Annotated in this window: 16 protein-coding genes; 7 read left to right on the top strand and 9 right to left on the bottom strand. The window is 42.0% G+C overall.

From position 1 onward, the window contains the following. Positions 1–98 precede the first annotated feature (98 nt). On the bottom strand, positions 99–1,790 hold the full coding sequence (gene gadC / locus BSAG_RS16720; protein WP_004316559.1) for a putative glutamine/gamma-aminobutyrate antiporter GadC: 1,692 nt from the start codon (positions 1,788–1,790) through the stop codon (positions 99–101). Between the two features lie 216 nt (positions 1,791–2,006). Between gadC and BSAG_RS16725 the strand changes: the two genes are divergently transcribed. Beyond that, a complete protein-coding gene (locus BSAG_RS16725) occupies positions 2,007–2,786 on the top strand; it encodes a potassium channel family protein (protein ID WP_004316558.1) in 780 nt (259 codons plus the stop codon). A 433-nt stretch (positions 2,787–3,219) separates the two neighbouring features. On the opposite strand, the gene glsA is transcribed toward BSAG_RS16725, so the two are convergent. Together glsA and BSAG_RS16735 are read right to left on the bottom strand one after the other, a co-directional pair. Continuing rightward, positions 3,220–4,185 carry a glutaminase A gene (gene glsA / locus BSAG_RS16730; protein WP_004316557.1) on the bottom strand — a complete coding sequence of 322 codons (966 nt, stop codon included), beginning with the start codon at positions 4,183–4,185 and terminating at the stop codon, positions 3,220–3,222. A gap of 9 nt (positions 4,186–4,194) precedes the next feature. Next, the gene (locus tag BSAG_RS16735) at positions 4,195–5,637 is read right to left on the bottom strand and encodes a glutamate decarboxylase (RefSeq protein WP_004316556.1); all 1,443 of its coding nucleotides are present in this window, start codon (positions 5,635–5,637) and stop codon (positions 4,195–4,197) included. A 30-nt stretch (positions 5,638–5,667) separates the two neighbouring features. Between BSAG_RS16735 and BSAG_RS26035 the strand changes: the two genes are divergently transcribed. The 3 genes from BSAG_RS26035 (at position 5,668) to BSAG_RS16750 (ending at position 8,717) form a co-directional block, all read left to right on the top strand. Beyond that, positions 5,668–5,850 (top strand): hypothetical protein, encoded by a 183-nt coding sequence (locus BSAG_RS26035; protein ID WP_008997402.1) that lies wholly within the window; start codon positions 5,668–5,670, stop codon positions 5,848–5,850. A 647-nt stretch (positions 5,851–6,497) separates the two neighbouring features. Continuing rightward, positions 6,498–7,814, top strand: a complete 1,317-nt coding sequence (locus BSAG_RS16745) for an MFS transporter (protein WP_004316634.1) — start codon at positions 6,498–6,500, stop codon at positions 7,812–7,814. Positions 7,815–7,817: 3 nt separating this feature from the next. Then, positions 7,818–8,717 carry a DMT family transporter gene (locus tag BSAG_RS16750; protein WP_004316636.1) on the top strand — a complete coding sequence of 300 codons (900 nt, stop codon included), beginning with the start codon at positions 7,818–7,820 and terminating at the stop codon, positions 8,715–8,717. A 136-nt stretch (positions 8,718–8,853) separates the two neighbouring features. Here BSAG_RS16750 and BSAG_RS16755 read toward each other — a convergent pair whose 3' ends face one another. The 3 genes from BSAG_RS16755 to BSAG_RS16765 form a co-directional block, all read right to left on the bottom strand. Then, complete coding sequence (locus BSAG_RS16755) at positions 8,854–9,246, bottom strand: HIT family protein (protein WP_004316638.1); 393 nt, start codon at positions 9,244–9,246, stop codon at positions 8,854–8,856. A gap of 51 nt (positions 9,247–9,297) precedes the next feature. Beyond that, positions 9,298–9,762 (bottom strand): transcription elongation factor GreA, encoded by a 465-nt coding sequence (gene greA, locus BSAG_RS16760; protein WP_032811363.1) that lies wholly within the window; start codon positions 9,760–9,762, stop codon positions 9,298–9,300. 181 nt (positions 9,763–9,943) lie between these two features. Continuing rightward, a complete protein-coding gene (locus BSAG_RS16765; RefSeq protein WP_004316642.1) occupies positions 9,944–11,095 on the bottom strand; it encodes a TlpA disulfide reductase family protein in 1,152 nt (383 codons plus the stop codon). Between the two features lie 196 nt (positions 11,096–11,291). Here BSAG_RS16765 and pnp point away from each other — a divergent pair, with 196 nt between their 5' ends. Then, positions 11,292–13,418 (top strand): polyribonucleotide nucleotidyltransferase, encoded by a 2,127-nt coding sequence (gene pnp, locus BSAG_RS16770; protein WP_004316643.1) that lies wholly within the window; start codon positions 11,292–11,294, stop codon positions 13,416–13,418. Positions 13,419–13,915: 497 nt separating this feature from the next. Here the strand turns inward: pnp and BSAG_RS0222770 are convergent, their stop codons facing one another. After that, positions 13,916–14,179 (bottom strand): hypothetical protein, encoded by a 264-nt coding sequence (locus BSAG_RS0222770; protein WP_008018578.1) that lies wholly within the window; start codon positions 14,177–14,179, stop codon positions 13,916–13,918. A gap of 219 nt (positions 14,180–14,398) precedes the next feature. On the opposite strand from BSAG_RS0222770, the gene BSAG_RS16775 reads away from it, so the two are divergent. Both BSAG_RS16775 and BSAG_RS16780 read left to right on the top strand, forming a co-directional pair. Continuing rightward, complete coding sequence (locus BSAG_RS16775; protein WP_004316645.1) at positions 14,399–14,872, top strand: helix-turn-helix domain-containing protein; 474 nt, start codon at positions 14,399–14,401, stop codon at positions 14,870–14,872. A 29-nt stretch (positions 14,873–14,901) separates the two neighbouring features. Next, on the top strand, positions 14,902–16,659 hold the full coding sequence (locus BSAG_RS16780; RefSeq protein WP_008018576.1) for an ATP-binding protein: 1,758 nt from the start codon (positions 14,902–14,904) through the stop codon (positions 16,657–16,659). A gap of 138 nt (positions 16,660–16,797) precedes the next feature. On the opposite strand, the gene buk is transcribed toward BSAG_RS16780, so the two are convergent. Together buk and BSAG_RS16790 are read right to left on the bottom strand one after the other, a co-directional pair. Beyond that, positions 16,798–17,859, bottom strand: a complete 1,062-nt coding sequence (gene buk, locus BSAG_RS16785) for a butyrate kinase (protein ID WP_008018575.1) — start codon at positions 17,857–17,859, stop codon at positions 16,798–16,800. Between the two features lie 25 nt (positions 17,860–17,884). Beyond that, positions 17,885–18,844 carry a phosphate acyltransferase gene (locus BSAG_RS16790; protein ID WP_008771260.1) on the bottom strand — a complete coding sequence of 320 codons (960 nt, stop codon included), beginning with the start codon at positions 18,842–18,844 and terminating at the stop codon, positions 17,885–17,887. Positions 18,845–18,901 lie beyond the last annotated feature (57 nt).

The raw sequence follows: 18,901 nt of genomic DNA, 5'->3' as shown, positions 1-18,901 counted from the left end.
GGAGATGCTTCACTTGACTGTAGTGAGGGTGATTTTATAAATTCAAGGCTTTTCGAATTGTCTTGAACTTCTTGATGAACAGGATGAATGTTTAGTCTTTACGACTTAGGTGCATCCTTATCTTTGTCTCCGGTTCCCGGAGATGCTTTGCTGGCAGAGGAACTTCCGAAGGAAGCTGAACCGGAGGATGCTGTGCCTGAAGTTGCTGCATTAGAAGCGGTTGCCCCGGGGGTAGCTGTGCTTGTCCCAGTTGTTCCTCCTGTGTGTGCAGAAGTTGCATTAGCAGGACGCGGAGCATTAACGCTACTTGCACTAACATTTGCAGTGGCAGGTTGAGCCTGAACTTCCCAATGGAACGGTTCGAAATTGGAATTAGGATCTACCCAAGACGGTTTCTTGGAAGCGTAGATAATAAACGGAGCAACGACAACGATAATTGCACCGATAATTAGTACGGAGAACCAAACGGTGTTGCTACCGGTAGAAATCTGGCTGGGCGGGATGAAGCTAAGAATGAAGGCAAGTAATGATCCGCAAAAGCCAAGACCGCCAACAAACCACATCAGGCCGTTGCCGGATTTACCGATACGGAACGGACGGTTGAGTTTCTTCATCTTATAACGCAATGCGATAGCTCCGGAGAACATCAACAGGTACATAATCAGATAAAGAATAACTGTCAGCTGTGACAGAATTTGATAGAAACTCTGTACGGAAGGCATAACAACAAACAACAAACTTAATACGGTTACAGCGATACCCTGTACGAACAAGATATTCTTCTGTACACCCAGCTTGTTTGTTTTCTGGAAGAACGGAGGCATATAACCGGCTTTACCTACGGCAAATATACCTTTGGACGGACCGGCAACCCATGTCAATACACCAGCCAATACACCGAAAGCAAGAGCGACCGCAATGATTGGTGACAACCAGGAAGCATGAATATATTTGAAATAGTTGTCGAAACCGACGAGCAGGCTTTGAGTCAGGTTGATGTCTTTAGCAGGGATAATCACACCTAATGCGAAAGTACCCAAAACGAAGATCAACACTGTGATAAGTGCACCGATAAATACGGCTTTCGGATAGTTTTTAGAAGGGTTATCTACGTCTTTTACGTGGATACCGCCCATTTCCATACCGGCATAAAACAAGAAGATACTGGCAGCAAGAACGACATTATCGAAGTTGGTAAAGTCGGGGAAGAAGCTGCTGTTGAAATCCATATTGGAATGTCCGCCCGTTGCCAGGTAAATGATTCCTAAGATAATCAACAATCCGGCTGGGATAATGGTACCGACCATACCACCGATTTTGGCTACTTTACCTACCCAGCTCATACCTTTCAGGGAGATGAAAGTGGCCAGCCAATAGATGATAAGTACGACGACGAGCGTATAATACTTATTGTTTGCCAGTGACATGTCATGTACGTCATTCATTCCGATGAAAGCGATAGATACGGCACCAAACGTCAATACTGTCGGATACCAGATCGTACTTTCGATCCATTGCACCCAGATGGCGAGGAATCCCAGTTTCTTGCCGTAGGCCTCGCCTACCCACCGGAATACACCACCCTGCTTATCCTGAAACATTGCTGCCAACTCGGCTGCAACGAGCGATGTAGGGATTAGAAAGACAATAGCTGCAAAAAGATAATAGAAGGCCGAACTCATTCCGTATACGGCCTCGGCTGGTAGTCCACGCAAGGATACTACTGCCGTAACATTCATGATAGCAAGGGTAAACACACCCAGCTTCACTGCATTTTTAATATTTGCCATAAGTTAAGGTTTTAAGTGAAAAATATTTTAAAGTCAGTGTTATAACAACATTTTGCGCGAGATGTTTCCGCAATCTCTTTCAAAGTTCGTTAATTAACATCGCCGGAACGGGATATTGCAACCCCCGATTTACCTGTTTCGGAACAATTACTTTTCTCGATTGTTTCTAAACAATCTAAATTATATGTGAACCATTTTATTATAAACTAAGTAGTTATGAAATCAGCGTTTTCAGATTTTATTTCCGGGAAAAAGGGGATTTATGGTATTCTTCACATTATTATATTAATAATGTCTCTTTTTCTGGTTATCAGTATCTCGGTGGATACTTTTAAGGGAATTCCGTTCTATACACAGTCTTCTTACATGAAGGTACAGCTATGTATCTGCCTTTGGTTTCTTTTCGATTTTGTGTTGGAGTTCTTTTTGGCAAAACATAAAGGACGCTATCTGCGGACACACTTTATCTTTTTATTGGTGGCTATCCCTTATCAGAATATCATCGCATATTATGGATGGACGTTTTCGGATGAGATTACCTACCTGCTTCGTTTCATTCCTTTATTAAGAGGAGGATATGCGCTTGCTATTGTGGTCGGCTGGCTGACTTACAACCGGGCTTCGAGCCTGTTTGTCTCTTATCTGACGATGTTGCTGGCAACAGTTTATTTCTCCAGTCTGGCATTTTTTGTGCTCGAGCATCGGGTAAATCCATTGGTGAATGATTATGGAGATGCCTTGTGGTGGGCTTTTATGGATGTTACTACCGTGGGGTCGAATATTATAGCGCAGACCGTGACCGGGCGCGTGCTTTCCGTTTTGCTGGCCGCCTTGGGTATGATGATGTTTCCTATCTTTACGGTTTATATTACAAATCTGATTCAACAATCCAACAAGCGTAGAAAGCAATATTACGAAGAGGAGGAACAACAGAAAAAGGCTTCCGCCCAAAAGGAATCGGCAGAAAAAGCTGTCGTACAGAAGGTTAATACATAATATGCTTGTGTGGCGGATAAAAACAGATAGAATGAGAGTAATTGTAATGTGTTGAAAATCAGCTTAGAAATACTTTTCTTAATAGTATTATTACTTTTCTTTATAAGCATGGAAGGAAAAGGGGAGGAAAAGTGGAATAACTTTCTATCTTTGTAGAAAAGAGACAGAGGCAAACAGTTGTTAGTTGTTGTCTATAAATGAATAAGTTCCACCTTATCCGGGTGAATAATAGTGACACTGATATGCTCATTTTAATTACTGGAGTTGCATAGGGGTAAATTTAATTTGTTGTATTTGATAATTAATACCGTTTGTATTGAAAATACTGGTGGGAGATCAAGCGGGAAATCAATGGGATAAGGAGGAATAGAAAAAGGTTACTATCGGGAGATAGTAACCTTTACCTACTTATAAAAGAGATCGAGAGAGAGTTTTAGTCAACAACGGTGATATGGTTGTTGCTAAACACATTTAATTCCAGCTTGTTCATGATGCATTGAATAGCTAACTGCGCTTTCACGGAGTTGCCCGATCCATCCAAAGGAGGAGCAAAGGCAGCAATACCGAACTGTCCGGGCAGTACACCCATCACACCACCGCCTACACCTGTTTTGGCAGGAATACCGGAAGTGTACATCCAGTCGCCGGTATGTTCATAGAAACCTACTGCGGCAATCATGGCAGTGATTTTAGGAGCCAGCGTGGCATCAAAAACTTCTTTCTTAGTCACCGGATTTACACCACCGTTGGCGATTGTGCCGGCTGCAATGGAAAGCTGCAATGCAGTCACTCCTAATGAGCACTGACGGGTGTAGAGGTCTAATGACATATCCGGATCATCATAAATCCGATTATAATTTTTCAGCAACCATGCGATAGAACGGTTGTTGAAGTTGGTATCCGATTCGGACTTGTACAATTCATCAATCAACTGTGGGGCGCTGCCGCATAAATCGGTCACGTTTCCTACGATGGCATCCCATTTCTTGGCAGAGTCGCCAATGGGCTGCACCATGCTGCAGGCGGAGATGGCTCCGGCGTTTACCAGCGGAGTAGACGGATGGTCGTTCTCCAGCAAGATGGCGATAATTGAATTGAAAGGTAAGCCTGTTGCATCGGCTCCAATCTTGTCCAGGATTTCTTTGGCACCATATTGGCGCAGTGCCAGAATAGCCGTATGTACTTTGGATACGGATTCTATACCGAAGCGGTAGTCAGTATCTCCCACATGGATGGTCTGCCCGTTGAGCAGGCAGACACTGATTCCAAAGAGATCTTTGTTGACATTTGCCAGGTAGGGGATATAGTCGGCGTTCTTGCCGCCGGTGTTAGTCTTTACCTGATCGTATGCCTCCTGTACCACTTCTTTCAATTGAGCGAGTGTTACTTTTTTATCCATAGATCTTTCTTATTTTTTTACGGTTTTACGACGACCACCATGGTTGAACATCTTAGCTTCTACTGGAAGATTCTTTTCTTGAGCCATACGGGTAGGGGTAGGATATTCCAGTTTTTCCAGTTCGGCGATAGCGTTGTTGATGTCGCCCAGTAGCATATCTGCCATATCGCGGCTGAATCCCTGGCGGACAACGACACGCATCACTACATAATCTTCCAGTTTGGAAGGCAAGGTGTAAGCAGGAACCATCCAACCGTGTTGAGACAGTTTGTCTTGCAAATCGTACAAAGTCCATTTGGCGTTCTTTGCATATTCCGGTTTCAGATACCAGATGAATAATGGGTTCACAACATCTTCAGAGTAGTTGACAAACGGAACCATCTTGGCTATTTCGCTGTGGATATATTTAGCAATTTGCAGGGAGTTGTACTGTACTTCTTTGTATCCTTGGAATCCTAAACGGATGAATTGATAATATTGTCCCAGGATTTGTGCAGCCGGACGGGAGAAGTTCAAACCTACCTGTGTAATGTTGGCACCCAGATAATTCACGCTGAATGACATTTCTTCGGGCAGATATTCTTTGCCTTTCCAGCAAACCCATCCGAGTCCCGGATATACCAAACCAAACTTATGGCCGGATACGCTGATAGAAAGTACCCATTTCAAACGGAAGTCCCATTTCTTTTCCGGATACAGGAACGGAAGGATGAAACCACCACTGGCGGCATCTACGTGGATAGGAATGTCATAACCGGTCTTGGCATTGTAAGCATCCAGTGCTTTGTCCAATGCTTCGACGTCATCATTCAGTCCAGTCCATGTAACACCTTGGATAGGCACGATACAGATGGTGTTTTCATCACACATTTTCAAAGCTTCTTCGGGGTCAAGAGTGGTTTTTTCGAGTGTCAAAGGCACTTCACGCATTTCAATCTGCCACAACTGTGCAAACTTTTCCCAAACAACCTGGAAACCTGTAGAAATAACAAAGTTTGGTTTATCAAACGGTTTGCCCTGTGCTTGTCTTTTCTTGCGCCAACGCAACCAGGCAGCTACACCACCCAACATACATGCTTCTGAAGAACCGATAGCCAAAGCACCGGTTTTCCAGGTATCTTTTTCAGGAGAGTTCCACAAGTTGGCAACGATGTTGATACATTTACCGTTCATCACTGCGATACGCGGATATTCTGTTTCATCAATGTAGTTGATGTTAATGGCCTCATTCATCAGCTTAGTGGCATATTCATCCATATAAGTGGTAACGAAAGTAGCCAGATTCAAACGTGGTTGGGTTTGAGCAAATGTTTCATCTTTCACCATTTGATAGGCGACTTCAGGAGTAGTAGGTCCATCAGGTATTTTCTCTACCGGAGAGGGTTGTAACATTCTGTCTGAACCAAATACATCGGTTTTTGCATCACCTTTTCTGAAATTTAAATCTTCCATACTAATTTGTTTTTTTAAAGGTTTAGGGCGATGGGGATTTTCCCCGTCGAATTTCCCACAACAACAGCAGATAGTTTTGAAAGTTTCCGGGTTTTACATTATTTGGCGTTTATTAAGGAGGAGGACGTCCTTATTGAAACGGCCCTATTCACCACAGAGGACGCAGAGGACACAAAGGTGAATCTTGTTCATTTCGGTGCAGAAATGAGCTAAATGATAATTTTGCGGAGTGCCCTGAAAGGGCTTAATTATATAGCGTAGGGCAACGCCCTACGTAAAAACGACAATCTGAATTTGCGCCCTGAAAGGGCATAATTGTATACAGTTCCGCCCTTTCAGGGCTTGTGGCTGGTGTGTTTTTTTCGTAGGGCGTTGCCCTACGCTATGTAATTAAGCCCTTTCAGGGCACCCCAATAAATATATAATTGTAAGGCTTTCAGCCTAACTGCTAAATTCCCATTTAATTAAGAACTGCATAGAAACGAGTTAAACGTTGCGCTAATGAATGGGTCAAGGGTGAGGGGTGGTGAGGGTAGATTTATAACTTTCGTATTTTTTTTATAGATAAAAAAAGGAGATAGTATAGAAAATAATAAAATAAAAAGTTATAAATCTACCCTCACCACCCCTCACCCTTGACCCATATCTTATAATAAAAAGATAACGGGGAATCTTAAAAACTCAATCATCTTTTTCAGATTTACCACAACGTTTTCAGAATACTCCATTATTTTATTCAAAACGGTACCGGCATGAACAAGATTCCCCTCTGTGTCCTCTGCGTCCTCTGTGGTGAATAAATGAACTTTATAAAGCGACTATTGTTTTCTTCAAACCTAAACTTTTAACGAATAAGCATTATGAAGATACAGACGGGACGAGGAACAATTCCTCTTATCACTTTAATTGCCATTTGGTCTATTTCGGCATTGACTTCATTGCCGGGACTCGCTGTTTCACCCATATTGGGTGACCTTACAAAGATATTTCCGAAAGCTACGGATCTGGACATACAGATGTTGACATCACTGCCATCATTGCTCATCATACCTTTTATATTGCTGGGTGGTAAACTGACGGAGAAAGTCGATTATGTCCGTGTATTGAAAGTCGGACTCTGGCTTTTTGCTGCAAGCGGTGTTCTGTATTTGATATCCAATCGAATGTGGCAGTTGATTGTGGTTAGTGCTCTGCTCGGCATCGGGTCCGGACTTATTATCCCTTTGTCTACCGGATTGGTTTCCAGATATTTTGTGGGAACTTATCGGGTGAAACAGTTCGGGTTGAGTTCGGCCATTACTAATTTCACGTTAGTGATAGCAACTGCCGTGACAGGCTATCTGGCAGAAGTCAGTTGGCACCTGCCTTTTCTTGTTTATCTTCTTCCGTTGGTTTCCATTCTGCTGGTGGGACATTTGAAAGAAGACCGGTCCGGAGAAGCCGCTTTAACGGCATCTTCTTCGTCTGATACTGCTACTACTACGGCGGCAAATGTAGCAACTGCGAATGCGGCGACGGTGACTGTGCCGGAGACGAGTTCAGCGGACGACAGCAAAGCTGCCCGACAGTCTGCCATAGACATTGGAGGCAGTAAATATGGTATTCACATCAAGCATCTGATAGAACTGATGCTTTTCTATGGGGTGATTACATATATCGTAATAGTAGTGATCTTCAATCTGCCTTTCTTAATGGAAAAGCATCATTTCTCCAGTGGTAATTCCGGACTGATGATTTCGCTTTTCTTCCTGGCTATCACGGCTCCGGGCTTCTGTCTGGATAAAATTGTAGGCTTGCTTAAAGAACGTACGAAGGCATATAGCCTGTTGTCGATGGCATTGGGACTATTATTAATCTGGATAGCTCCGATAGAGTGGTTGATTATTCCCGGGTGTATTCTGGTCGGTTTAGGGTATGGCATTATCCAGCCCATGCTTTATGACAAGACCACGCAGACCGCATTACCGCAAAAGACCACATTAGCTTTGGCATTTGTGATGATGATGAACTACCTGGCTATTTTGCTCTATCCCTTTATCGTCGATTTTTTCCAGTGGGTATTCCATACCCAATCGCAAGAGTTTCCGTTTATCTTTAATCTGCTGATTACTGTTGTCACTCTTTTCTGGGCATATAGGCGCCGTCATACCTTTTTGTTTAACGACCAATTGAAATAAAAAATGAAGAATAAGAAACTGGAAGCCAATCTTAGCATGGCCGTCTCGAAAGTTTTTAGCGGGTTAAATATGAATGCCCTGAAGTATCTTCTGCCTTTGTGGATGAGTCCGCTGACAGGAGCAACCCTTCGCTGCACGTTTGCAGCAGCAGCCTTTTGGGTAATCGGGTGGTTTATGCCTCCGGAAAAATCATCCGCCAAAGATAAATGGCTCCTTTTCCTGTTGGGGGCCTTGGGACTTTATGGCTTTATGTTTCTTTACCTGGCCGGATTGAGTAAAACGACTCCTGTTTCCAGTTCTATTTTTACCAGTCTCCAGCCTATTTGGGTTTTTCTCATGATGATATTCTTTTATAAGGAGAAGGCGACCACAAAAAAAATAATAGGAATTTCTATCGGTCTGATAGGAGCATTGGTTTGTATTTTAACCCAGCAAAGTGATGATTTGGCGTCCGATGCTTTCACGGGAAATATGCTTTGTCTTCTTAGCTCTGTGGTATATGCTGTCTATCTGATTCTTAGTCAGCGTATCTTGACTGCTATCGGAGCAATAACCATGTTGCGCTATACTTTTTCCGGTGCTGCTGTATCTGCTATAATAGTAACGTTCATTACGGGATTTGATGCCCCGGTATTCTCCATGCCGTTCCATTGGACACCTTTCCTTATCCTGATGTTCGTATTGATTTTCCCGACCACTATCAGTTATATGTTGTTGCCTGTCGGTTTGAAATATCTGAAGACAACGGTGGTTGCCATTTATGGTTATCTGATTCTGATTGTGGCAACTATTGCCTCCCTTGCTTTGGGACAAGACCGTTTTAGCTGGACGCAGACGTTTGCCATTATTTTTATCTGTATCGGAGTTTATTTGGTAGAAGTTGCCGAAAGCAAGGAACGATAAAAGTTTCTCCGTGTGGAACAGGTTGTTCCTCGGTGAGGAACACTTCGTTTCACACCGAGGAACACTTTGTTTCAAGGCATGGAACAAAAAAAGAGCGTCCTTCACAGAACGCTCTTGCTTATTTCATCATCATGTTTTATAGAGAGGAGTTGATCGCTTGTGCTATGGACTTGAATTCTTCATCCGACAATTTCAGTTTCGGATTCGAGAACAACATATCCGATTCCTTTTGAATAGGAATTAAATGAATATGTGCATGAGGAACTTCCAGTCCGATAACCGCTTCGCCCACCTTTTTACAGGGGAAAGCTTTTTCAATGGCACGGACCACTTTCTTTGCAAATACATGCATAGCAGCCAGGTCCTCATCGCTCAAATCGAAAATATAGTCTACTTCCTGTTTGGGCACCACCAATGTATGTCCCTTTACCAACGGATTGATATCGAGAAACGCAAAAAACTTTTCGTTTTCCGCCACCTTGTAGCAGGGGATTTCGCCTGCGATGATTCTACTGAATATTGTTGCCATAACTTTTATTGATAAATGAAGGCAAGCCCCACAAGGAGACCTGCCTTTACGTTAAATTGATATGTTTACTACTTCCAATGCAATTTTGCCTTGTGGAACAGTGATTTCGGCTACATCACCCACCTTCTTGCCAAGCAGACCTTGTGCAATCGGGGTGTTAACGGAAATCTTTCCTTCCTTCAGGTTAGCTTCACTTTCGGAAACGATGGTATAAGTCATCTTCATACCGTTCTTTACATTCTTCAGTTCCACTTTATTTAAAATCTGTACAGAATCTGTTTTCAGCTTAGATTCATCAATGATTTTTGCGTCTGCAATGGTAGCTTTCAATTTGTTGATGCGCATTTCAAGCATACCCTGCGCCTCTTTGGCGGCATCGTATTCTGCATTTTCCGACAAGTCTCCTTTATCTCTGGCTTCGGCTATTGCCGCAGAGATCTTCGGGCGTTCCACTGTTTCCAGTTCCTTCAGTTCCGCCATCAGTTTCTTGTAACCTTCTTCTGACATATAAGCCATGATGTTTTCCTCCTTTAATTGTTTTAAATGGTCATATAAACAAAAAAGAATTCCAACATGAGCCATGTTGGAACCCTCTTATCATTATTTCTTTGCAAAGATAGACTTTTAAGTGATACGTGTCAAGTGAAAAAAGATGCTATGTAACATATTTAAATGAAATATGCTAAATTATAACAACTTAGAGCAATGACTTGACAGCTGCTTCCAAATCCTTGATATCTTCGCCGCGAAGCTTTAATTCGTTGTTACGGTTAATCAAAAAGATAGATGGAACTTGACGAACATTATATACAGCTACGTTGGTAGAATATACTCCGTTTCCATCGCGTACACAAACCCAGGGAAGGTTGTCTGCCGCAGTTTTCCAGTAGTGTTCGTCCGCATCGAGAGATACTTGGTATATTTCCAGTCCTTGTTTTGCGTATTCATTATATAGTTCGCGAAGCATCAGGTTGTGAGGAGAACCGGCAGGCGACTGGAATACAGAGAAATCGAGCAATACGACTTTTCCTTTCAGGTCGGTCAGTTTGCGCACATTTCCTTTCACGTCACGCAGGGCGATGTCGATAATGCCGGTTTCCACAATTTTCTCTTGAGGAATCTCCAATGCTTTCGCCTGTGGCTGGCGCGTGTTCTTCATCCCCTTAATTACAATATTATAAAGGTTCTTGGAACGTACGGCATGAGGGAACGCATTGTTGAGGCTCGTAGCGACAGCAGCGAAACATTTCACATCATCTTTATTGTTCAACGGATCGAATATCAGATAATTATTGAGTTTCTGGAACAGGGCAAAGTAAGCGGCTGCCGTGTTGGGAGCAGCGAAAATATAGTTCACTTTGACATCTTCCTTGTAATTGTTGAGCAACGTTGCCAGACTGTCTTCAAATACATCATGCCCCATTCTGTTACTGCGTAAAGCTGCCAGCAAGTCGTCCACCTCTTTTTGCAGGCGGATCTGCTTCAGCGTCAGCTCTTTTATCTTGTTGCTGTTTTCCGAACCTTCCACCGTGTAAGTAGTGGAGAAATCCACATACGGCGCTTTGATCTGAATTGTTTCGATAGAATCTACAGAAAAATTGATGATTTTGTCGTCAATCCGCAAGCGATAAAATTCGGGTGATTCGGGACGAGGCTGCTTGAAACTGAATGTACCTTCCCCCTTCAGCTTCACTGAATCGAGTGGAACAATACCTTCCAGACCGGAAGCTTCGAGATAAAGCATTTTACCGTCGGCTCCTGATACATCCCCGTTCACCTGGAATTTAGGACCGGAACTACAAGCAGTAATAGTAAGTGCGGCGAGCGCTGCAAAAGTAACCTTTTTCATATAGTGTGTGTTATTAACGAGATGCAAATATACTTCTTTTCGAGATTAGTCAAAGCATTTTGCCGGGTTCTTCATCCTAATTTTGAAAAAAAATCAGTTCACCACTAACTTTTTACCTCATTTCCACCTGATTACCACGATAAATGTATATCTTTGCAGGAATTTTGAAAGAAAAAGTATAGATAAAACAATTTTTATGATTAACCCAATTGTTAAGACAATCGAGTTACCTGATGGAAGAACCATCACACTCGAGACGGGAAAGTTGGCAAAACAGGCAGACGGTTCTGTAATGCTTCGCATGGGCAACACCATGTTGTTAGCTACTGTTTGTGCCGCTAAAGATGCAGTTCCCGGAACAGATTTTATGCCTTTACAGGTAGAGTACAAAGAAAAATTTGCGGCATTCGGCCGTTTCCCTGGTGGTTTCACCAAGCGAGAAGGTAGAGCTTCTGATTATGAGATTCTTACTTGCCGTCTTGTAGACCGTGCTCTCCGTCCTTTATTCCCCGATAATTATCACGCAGAGGTATATGTGAACATCATCCTCTTTTCTGCTGATGGTGTGGATATGCCGGATGCATTGGCAGGACTTGCCGCTTCTGCAGCACTTGCCGTTTCAGATATTCCTTTCAACGGACCGATCTCTGAAGTGCGTGTAGCACGTATCGACGGTCAGTTCGTTATCAATCCTACTTTTGAACAACTGGAAAAAGCTGACATGGACTTGATGGTAGCCGCTACTTATGAGAACATCATGATGGTAGAAGGTGAAATGCATGAAGTATCTGAAGCTGAATTGCTGGAAGCAATGAAAGTGGCTCACGAAGCTATCAAGATTCATTGCAAAGCGCAGATGGAGTTGACTGAAGAGGTTGGAAAAACTGTAAAACGTGAATACAACCACGAAGTAAACGACGAAGACTTGCGCAAGGCTGTTCGCGAAGCATGTTACGACAAGGCTTACGCAGTTGCTGCTTCCGGAAACAATAACAAACACGAACGTTTTGCTGCTTTCGAAGTGATCCGCGAAGAATTCAAAGCTCAATTCTCTGAAGAAGAATTGGACGAAAAGGCTGCATTGATCGATCGTTACTACCACGATGTAGAAAAAGAGGCCATGCGCCGTTCTATCCTTGACGAAGGTAAGCGTCTGGATGGTCGTAAGACTACCGAAATCCGCCCGATCTGGTGTGAAGTAGGTCCTCTGCCTGGCCCTCACGGATCTGCTATCTTTACTCGTGGTGAAACACAGTCATTGACTTCTGTTACTCTGGGTACAAAACTGGATGAGAAGATTATCGACGATGTTTTGGAACACGGAAAAGAACGTTTCTTGTTACATTATAACTTCCCTCCTTTCTCTACAGGCGAAGCAAAAGCACAACGTGGTGTAGGCCGTCGTGAAATCGGTCACGGTCACTTGGCTTGGCGTGCTTTGAAAGGACAGATTCCTGCTGACTATCCGTATGTAGTACGTGTGGTTTCAGATATCCTCGAATCTAACGGTTCTTCTTCTATGGCTACCGTATGTGCCGGCACATTGGCATTGATGGACGCAGGTGTGAAGATCAAGAAACCGGTATCGGGTATCGCTATGGGATTGATTAAGAACCCGGGCGAAGAAAAATATGCTGTATTGTCTGATATCCTGGGTGACGAAGACCACTTGGGAGATATGGACTTCAAGGTGACCGGAACAAAAGACGGTATCACTGCTACACAGATGGATATCAAGGTAGACGGTCTGTCTTATGACATTCTGGAACGTGCTTTGAACCAGGCTAAAGAAGGACGTATGCATATCCTTAATAAGATTACTGAAACAATTGCTGAACCACGTGCCGACCTGAAAGAACATGCTCCACGTATCGAAACGATGACAATTCCTAAAGAATTCATCGGTGCTGTGATCGGCCCTGGTGGAAAGATCATCCAAGGTATGCAGGAAGAAACTGGTGCTGTGATTACTATCGAAGAAATTGATGGTATGGGACGCATCGAAGTTTCCGGAACAAACAAAAAATGTATTGATGATGCAATGCGCATGATTAAAGCAATCGTTGCTGTTCCTGAAGTAGGCGAAGTTTATAAAGGTAAAGTTCGTTCTATTATGCCTTATGGTGCATTTATCGAATTCTTGCCGGGCAAGGATGGTTTGCTGCACATCTCCGAAATTGACTGGAAACGTCTGGAAACAGTAGAAGAAGCCGGAATCAAAGAAGGTGATGAAATCGAGGTAAAACTGATTGATATCGATCCGAAAACTGGCAAATTCAAACTTTCAAGAAAGGTTTTGTTGCCAAGACCGGAAAAGAAGTAAGAAAGCGATAGCTTCTATATATAATGAAGGCTGTTTCAAATTTAATTTTGAAACAGCCTTCTTTTTTATTAGTATCCTCCGGAGTTGAACTGTTTTATATATAGAGTTAGTATATATTAGATTTATTCAGTTTATTAAAACCTTTAAAAAGATGAAAGACACCTTATTATATCCTCCCCAAAAAAAGAATCGGAAAGTACCCCCATACTTCCCGATTCGAAACAGTCAAAAATCGACCTTAATCAATTTATTAACTTAACACGTCGCAAAGATATGAGAAAAATTTCTTTGAAAGAGCTTTTTTATTTAAAAAGTTTATGATACAGGCAAATATACCAGTTAATAAGGTCGTTTTTCTTGCTTTAAAACCAAAGCTTCACTCCTTTTAAAGGAACGACCCCTTCCTTTAAAAGGAAGAGGCCGTTGGTTCTAAAGAAATCTGGTGGGGTGTTTATATAGAAATTTGGATTAATGATTTTTCAATTATATAAATCCGTTTACAAGTTTGTTTTATACTCCTCTTTTATTCGTATTATGTGTGCTAAGTTCTTTTCCAGTAATTCATTTAGCTCATTATCCGAAAAACATTCTCCTAAATAGATCGTGCTTTCTGTTTCAAAATCAAATGATTCGTCGTCTTCATTCACAACAATCTCAATTTTTCCTTGTGCATCTGTAGAGATCACTGCATTGTATTTAGTCATCAATTCTTTGAGCCCTTTTATGAACCTGTATTCTTTGCTTGTCAATATTCTTTTCATCTTCACTTGCTCTTTTGTTTTGTTGCCCTTTCGTGCGGTAAAGTTCGTGATAATTTAACACATTATGCGCTGTTTGAAGTATTCATTTTATTCTATTTGTCAGGTTGTAATATTCATTTTATCCATATTATCACATCTATTCGTTTTTTTCGTATATTTGCTTCGAGCGAAACTTTTCATTTGTATATTTGTTGGATTTTAAAAAGAAAGAAAATAAAAATGGAAACAGAAGAATTGACAATTGGGAGAGTCCATCACGGACGCAATATACGTCGTACCCGTATTGAAAAGAATATGAACCAGGAGGGTTTGAGTGAATTAGTACATCTCTCACAACCTGCTGTTTCTAAATATGAGAAGATGAAGGTGATTGATGATGAGATGTTGCAACGCTTTGCACGTGCATTGAATGTCCCTTTCGATTATCTCAAGACTTTGGAGGAGGATGCACAGACGGTGGTGTTTGAAAATAATACGGTGAATAATTCAGAACAAAGTGCAGGTGGGGCAAACATCAGCATGGGTATAGTTAAGTCTGATACCGAAGATAGTATTAATGATAGTCGAGTTAACAACTTCAATCCTATCGACAAAATCACTGAACTCTACGAGCGTCTTTTAAAAGAAAAGGATGAAAAGTATGCAGCATTAGAACGCCGTTTGCAGAATATTGAAAAAAGTCTGCAGAAATAAGAGACAGATAAATTGAAAGGAATCGCAATATGATGAAACAAATACCTTACGGAATAACTGATTTTAGCCGAATTCAGAAAGAGAATTATTATTATGTAGATAAGACAATGTTCATTGAAAAAATAGAGATGCAACCGCCTTATCTGTTTCTGATACGTCCTCGTAGATTTGGGAAGAGTCTGACTTTGGCTATGTTAGAGGCCTATTATGACGTAAATCATGCTGAACAGTTTGACGAGTTGTTTGGTCAGCTATACATAGGTCAGCATCCGACGAAGCTTCACAATCAGTTTCTCATCATGCGATTTAATTTTTCGGAAGTGAGTTCCAATGTCAACGAAGTAGAACTATCGTTTAAGCTACATTGTTGTAGCAAACTTAAAGATTTTGTCTTTAAGTATGAAGATTTGTTAGGAAAAGAAATTTGGGATGTTCTTGATGAGAAAATACAAGAAGAACCCGGTGCTTTTCTGTCTGCGGTTAATTCCTATGCTACCCGTAAGAAAAATATTCGTATTTATTTACTTATTGATGAATACGATAATTTCACCAATACCATTCTTTCAACTTACGGTACGGAGTTTTACAGGAAAGCAACGCATGGCGAAGGTTTTATTCGTGGCTTCTTTAACGTGATAAAATCTGCCACTACCGGAACCGGAGCTGCTCTTGAACGGTTGTTTATTACCGGAGTGAGTCCGGTGACGATGGATGATGTAACTAGTGGCTTTAACATCGGAACCAATATCACAAATGATTCATGGTTTAATGATTTGGTTGGATTCAGTGAGAATGAGTTGCGTGAGATGCTGGAATATTATAAAGAGCAGGGAGTACTTCAAGAATCTATAGATGAAATAGTTGCCATGATGAAACCCAATTATGACAATTATTGCTTTAGTGAAGATACATTGGAACAGTGTATGTTTAATTCTGACATGGCACTTTATTTTCTGAAATCTTTTGTACTTCATCATAAAAAGCCTAAAGAAATTGTAGACCCTAACATTCGCACTGACTTTAACAAGTTGGCATACTTGATAAAATTAGATCATGGATTGGGAGAGAATTTTTCTGTTATAAAGGAAATAGCCGAGCAAGGAGAGATTATTACTGACATTGTTACTCATTTTTCTGCATTGGAGATGACGGACCCCAGTAATTTCAAGTCTTTATTATTCTATTTCGGACTTCTTTCCATCAAAGGTGTAGATATGGTGGGAAGACCCATCCTGCATGTACCGAATTTAGTTGTAAGAGAACAGCTTTTTAACTTCTTGATACAAGGCTACATCAAGCATGATATCTTTAAAATAGACATGAACAAGATGAGTGCTTTATTTGAGAATATGGCTTTCAGAGGAGATTGGAAACCTTTGTTCGATTTTATCGCCAACGCTGTTCGTGAGCAAAGCCGTATTCGTGAATATATTGAAGGTGAAGCGCACATTAAAGGCTTCTTGCTTGCTTATTTAGGAATGTATCGTTATTATCAACTTTATCCGGAATACGAATTGAATAAAGGCTTTGCAGATTTCTTCTTCAAACCTAGTCTGTCGGTTCCCGTACTTCCTCCTTTCACCTATCTGCTTGAGGTGAAATATGCAAAAGCCGGTGCTTCGGAAAAAGAAATACGTGCCCTTGCTGATGAGGCGCGCGAACAGTTACTTCGTTATAGTGAAGATGAGCTGGTGGCAGAAGCCAAGGCGAAAGGTGAACTGAAGTTAATTACTATTGTTTGGCGTAGCTGGGAGCTTGTTTTATTGGAGGAGGTAACTCTTTCTTAAGAAATAAGTACCATAAATGTTATTGTAAGGTTTGCGGTTCATCCATTTTACCTAATTCTTGAAATGCTGATAAATAAGGAGATAACAGATAAAAGTATAAAGTAAAATAAGGTGAAACCGATAAATCAATAGTTTATGTTACTTATAAACTTGTATCGGCAATTCTCCTTTCAATGCTCCTATGGCATTAAAAGCTAACGACTCCATTTCATTCTCTCCCGGATAAACATAGATGGGAGCCAGGAAAGAGATTCTTTTTTTCAGCCTTGAAACCACATAGTCCGAATAAGCGATTCCTCCTGTCAGGAGGATAGCATCTACTTTCCCGCAAAGTACAGTAGCACTGGCGCCTATCGCTTTTGCAACATTATAAATCATGGCGTCCAGTATTAATTCCGCCTTTTTATCTCCTTCTTCTATCGATTGGATGATGGCAGGCACATCGGTCGTACCTAAATGAGCAGTCAATCCGGCACGTCCGGAAATACGTTTCTTCAATTCGTCTTTGGTATGCTGACCGCTAAAACAAAGGTCGATCAGTTGACCGGCAGGAAGTGTGCCGGCGCGTTCCGGTGAGAAAGGGCCTTCGCCGTCCAACGCATTGTTGGCGTCGATGGCTCTTCCATGGTGATGGACTGCGACAGAAATACCTCCTCCTAAATGGCAGATGATTAAATCCAACTCTTCGTATTGCGTCCCTTGTTCTTTGGCGAAACGCCGCGCGATTGCTTTTTGGTTCAAGGCGTGCCAGATGGTAATTTTCGGCATTAACGGAGAACCTGTAATGCGGGCTATGTCTTCCAGTTCATCCACCACTCCCGGATCAGCGATGAAAGCCGGGCAATCGGGTAGGGTGGCGGCCAGTTCGCTGGCAATCAGTCCTCCTAAGTTGCAGGCATGGGTACGCATGGCATGCACTGTATCACGTTTCATGGCATCGTTCACCTCATACACTCCGCCCGGTATCGGTTTCACCAAACCTCCGCGTCCGATGATTGCGTCAAAAGAAAAAGGAATCTTGTTATTCTCCAATTCTTGTAATACCAGATTTTTGCGGAATTCAAACTGATCTATTACCTCGGGAAAAGCAGACAGCTCTTCTACGGAATGTTTTATATTGCTGATAAATAACGGAGTCTCGTTTTCGTAAACCGCAATCTTTGTAGAAGTTGAGCCGGGGTTGATAACCAGTATTTTCATGAATGGTGAGTTTTAAATGGTGAATTTAGAATGATGAGTTGGTGACCTGACTGGCCTGTTTTCTGCACTCGCAATCTCCTGACACTTGTAAGCATGCCATCGCAATGCTATAATATTTGGACAAGCCGGAATCGCTACGCGACGGAAGTACTACAGGACAAATAGGTCCTTGCAGTAATCCTGCCATCTCTGCTTTTGCAAACAGGGAGACAGATTTGTAGAATGCATTGCCCGATTCGATGTTCGGGAATATCAGTACGTCTGCCTGTCCGTTGATAGGAGATACAATCCCTTTAATATCACCACTTGCCTGTTCGCACGCGGTACGTACATCCAGCGGGCCGTCAATAATCACATTTCCGAATTCTCCCGCTTCGGCAAGCTCTACGATATTCACATAATCTAATGAATGAGGGAACTTGGCACTCACTTTTTCCGTACAGTGAATCAAGGCGACACGCGGCTGCTCGATGCCAAAGTGGCGGCAGGTACAGATAGCATACCAAATCATCTCTATGCGTTGTTGTAGCGTGGGACGCGGAATGACCGCAGCATCCGAAAAGAAAAGCAGTTTATGATAAGTAGGAATTTCCATCACTGCCAAATGCGTGAGGATTTTTCCTTTCGGCAACAACCCTTTTTCTTTGTCAAGTATGGCGTGCAGTAAGTTGTCTGTATTGATAATCCCTTTCATCAAAATATCGGCTCCCCCTTCGCGAACGATACGGACAGCCTCGCGTGCCGCTTCGTCCGGATTTTCGATATGGATAGTTTTTATATATTCGGGATATTGTTTGAGCGTGGGATATTTCTTCAGAATTGTAGAATCTCCAATCATAAGAAATTCTGCAATTCCCTCTTCCAGCGCACGAGAGATGGCATACTCTGTGTTAGGATCGTTGGCACAGACCACGGCAATTCGTTTTCTATGGTTTAGTTTTTTGAGATGGGCCGTTAGCTGGGCAAAATTTAGAATAGGTTCCATAACGTTAGATTTTTAGCAAATATCAGAAAAATGATTGAAAAAATAACGATTATAACC

The organism is Bacteroides sp. D1 (assembly GCF_000157095.2).
GTDB classification, from domain to species: domain Bacteria; phylum Bacteroidota; class Bacteroidia; order Bacteroidales; family Bacteroidaceae; genus Bacteroides; species Bacteroides xylanisolvens.
Note: the sequence above shows the minus strand (reverse complement) of the source record. Positions and strands in the feature narration are given on the sequence as shown.